We start from the raw sequence: 2,877 nt of genomic DNA, 5'->3' as shown, positions 1-2,877 counted from the left end.
GCCGAGGGAGCCGCCGAAGGAGGCACCGAGCGCGGCACCGATGGCGGCGATCTCGTCCTCGGCCTGGAAGGTCCGTACGCCGAAGTTCTTGTGCCGGGACAGCTCGTGCAGGATGTCCGAGGCCGGAGTGATCGGGTACGAGCCCAGATAGAGCGGCAGCTCCGCCTGGTGGGAGGCGGCGATCAGTCCGTACGACAGGGCCAGATTCCCGGAGATGTTGCGGTACGTACCGGTCGGGAACGCGGAGTCGGCCGGCGCGACCTCGTAACTGACCGCGAAGTCCTCCGTGGTCTCGCCGAAGTTCCAGCCGGCGCGGAACGCGGCCACATTCGCCTCGGCGATCTGCGGCTTCTTGGCGAACTTGGTGCGCAGGAACCGCTCGGTGCCCTCGGTCGGCCGGTTGTACATCCACGACAGCAGTCCGAGCGCGAACATGTTCTTCGAGCGCTCGGCCTCCTTGCGGGAGAGACCGAACTCCTTGAGCGCCTCGATCGTCAGCGTCGTCAGCGGCACCGGGTGGACCTGGTAGCCGTCGAGCGAGCCGTCCTCCAGCGGCGAGGTCTGGTAGCCGACCTTGGCCATCGGACGCTTGGTGAACTCATCGGTGTTCACGATGATTTCCGCGCCTCGCGGCACATCGCCGATGTTCGCCTTCAGGGCCGCCGGGTTCATCGCGACCAGTACGTTCGGCGCGTCGCCCGGGGTGAGGATGTCGTGGTCGGCGAAGTGCAACTGGAACGAGGAGACACCCGGCAGCGTCCCGGCGGGCGCCCGGATCTCGGCCGGGAAGTTCGGCAGCGTCGACAGGTCGTTCCCGAACGACGCCGTCTCCGAGGTGAAGCGGTCACCCGTGAGCTGCATCCCGTCGCCGGAGTCGCCCGCGAAGCGGATGATGACCCGGTCCAGACGGCGGACTTCCTTCTCGCCCGCACCTTCTCGACCCTCGTACCCGGACAGAGAGACATGCCGTTCACCGACGGCGCGCGCACTCTTGCCCGTGTCGTCGGCCTCATCGGCGTGCTCTGCTGGGCTACTGACCTGGCTGGTCACTGAACTGGACCTCCCTCGAGGCGGCTGCTCGGGACCGGCCGGCCGCCCGGCGGTCCCGGAGACCACCCTACGTCGGTAAGGGTCGCCTTCCCTGGACCGATCGTATGATGGACGCCGGGCTGAGATGAATCGGTGTGCCGGTTTGTCATGGTTTGCCCGCCCCCGAAGCTTTCCGTGACCGTGCTCGGCTCTCATCCTTTGGTACTAAGTCCTGCCCGGGGCTTCCGCGCCGCCACACATCTGCCGCCACCCGTCTGACGGGACGGCAGCGGACACGTATACGGCCGGTTGTCCCTCGGGCCCGCGGTCAGTTCCTCAAGGTCAGTTCCTCAGATAGGTCAGCACGGCCAGGACCCGGCGGTGATCCCCCTCACTCGGCGAGAGCCCGAGCTTCTGGAAGATATTGCTGACGTGCTTCTCCACCGCGCCGTCGCTCACGACGAGCTGTTTGGCGATCGCCGAGTTCGTCCGTCCCTCGGCCATCAGACCGAGGACCTCCCGTTCGCGCGGAGTCAGCCCGGCCAGTACGTCCTGCTTCCTGCTCCGGCCCAGAAGCTGTGCCACCACCTCCGGATCCAGCGCGGTGCCGCCTCTGGCCACCCGTACGACCGCGTCGACGAACTCCCGGACCTCGGCCACCCGGTCCTTCAGCAGATAGCCCACGCCCCGGCTGCTGCCGGCCAGCAGCTCGGTCGCGTACTGCTCCTCGACGTACTGCGAGAGCACCAGCACGCCTATTCCCGGATGCTCCCGGCGCAGCCGCACCGCCGCCCGCACGCCCTCGTCGGTGTGGGTCGGCGGCATCCGTACGTCCGCGACCACCACATCCGGCAGGGCGTCCTGGTCCGCCAGCTCGCCCACGGTCTTGATCAGCGCTTCTCCGTCACCGACACCCGCGACCACATCGTGTCCGCGGTCGGTCAGCAGCCGGGTCAGGCCCTCCCGAAGCAGCACCGAGTCCTCGGCGATGACCACCCGCACCCTGTCCTCCACGACCTTGTAGCCCCCACTGTCGAAGTCCGTCACTGTCGAATCCGTCCGGACCTGCTCGGCCCGGACGCGTCCCAGCATCGCAGTATTCGGATCGGTCCGCGCCTGCCTGTGGAAAACGTGACAGCCCCATGCGAATGCCTCCCGGGAAGGTCATCCCGGGAGGCATCGCTCAGTGTGTGGATGTGTCGCTCTGGTATGTACGGTCATGGCTGCCCGTACCCGCGCCGGCATCCGTGCTCTCACCCGCGCCAGGGCAGCTCCGCGGTCACCGTGGTCGGTCCGCCGGCCGGGGAGTCGATGACCAGGATCCCGTCCACCGCGTCCAGCCGCTCCGTCAGTCCGGCCAGCCCGCTGCCCGCCGAGGCGTCCGCGCCGCCCTGGCCGTCGTCCGTGACCTGGAGCATCAGCCGGTCGTGCGTCTGCCACACATCGACCGAGGCCCGCCGGGCCTGCGCGTGCTTGCTGATGTTCTGGAGGAGCTCGGAGACGGTGAAGTACGCGATGCCCTCGATCGCGGCGGCCGGCCTGGAAGGCAGATCGACACTCACGTTCACCGGGACCGTGCAGCGGGAGGCGACGGCCGACAGCGCGGCGTCGAGGCCGCGGTCGGTGAGGACGGCGGGATGGATACCGCGCGCCAGATCGCGCAGCTCCTGAAGCGCCGTCTTCACTTCTCCGTGTGCCTCGTCCACCATGCGTGCCGCGGCCTCAGGATCTTCGGTGAGCTTCTCCTTCGCCAGCCCCAGATCCATGGCGAGGGCTACGAGTCGGGCTTGGGCGCCGTCGTGGAGGTCGCGTTCGATCCTGCGCAGATCGGCTGCTGCCGTGTCCACG

General features: G+C 68.4%; 3 protein-coding genes. All 3 read right to left on the bottom strand.

What is annotated here, in order from left to right:
* Nucleotides 1-1,050 (bottom strand): 2-oxoacid:acceptor oxidoreductase family protein (locus tag GA0115259_RS24255; protein ID WP_176732636.1); only part of this gene is annotated, 1,050 nt, incomplete at its 3' end.
* Between the two features lie 321 nt (nt 1,051-1,371).
* Nucleotides 1,372-2,031 carry a response regulator transcription factor gene (locus tag GA0115259_RS24250; protein WP_305129631.1) on the bottom strand — a complete coding sequence of 220 codons (660 nt, stop codon included), beginning with the start codon at nt 2,029-2,031 and terminating at the stop codon, nt 1,372-1,374.
* Between the two features lie 251 nt (nt 2,032-2,282).
* Nucleotides 2,283-2,877: sensor histidine kinase (locus tag GA0115259_RS24245; RefSeq protein WP_237540461.1), on the bottom strand; the 595-nt coding region annotated here is incomplete at its 5' end.

The organism is Streptomyces sp. MnatMP-M17 (assembly GCF_900091995.1).
Taxonomy (GTDB): Bacteria; Actinomycetota; Actinomycetes; order Streptomycetales; family Streptomycetaceae; genus Streptomyces.
The sequence above is the reverse complement of the archived record's forward strand: the minus strand, read 5'-3'. Positions and strand labels throughout refer to the sequence as shown.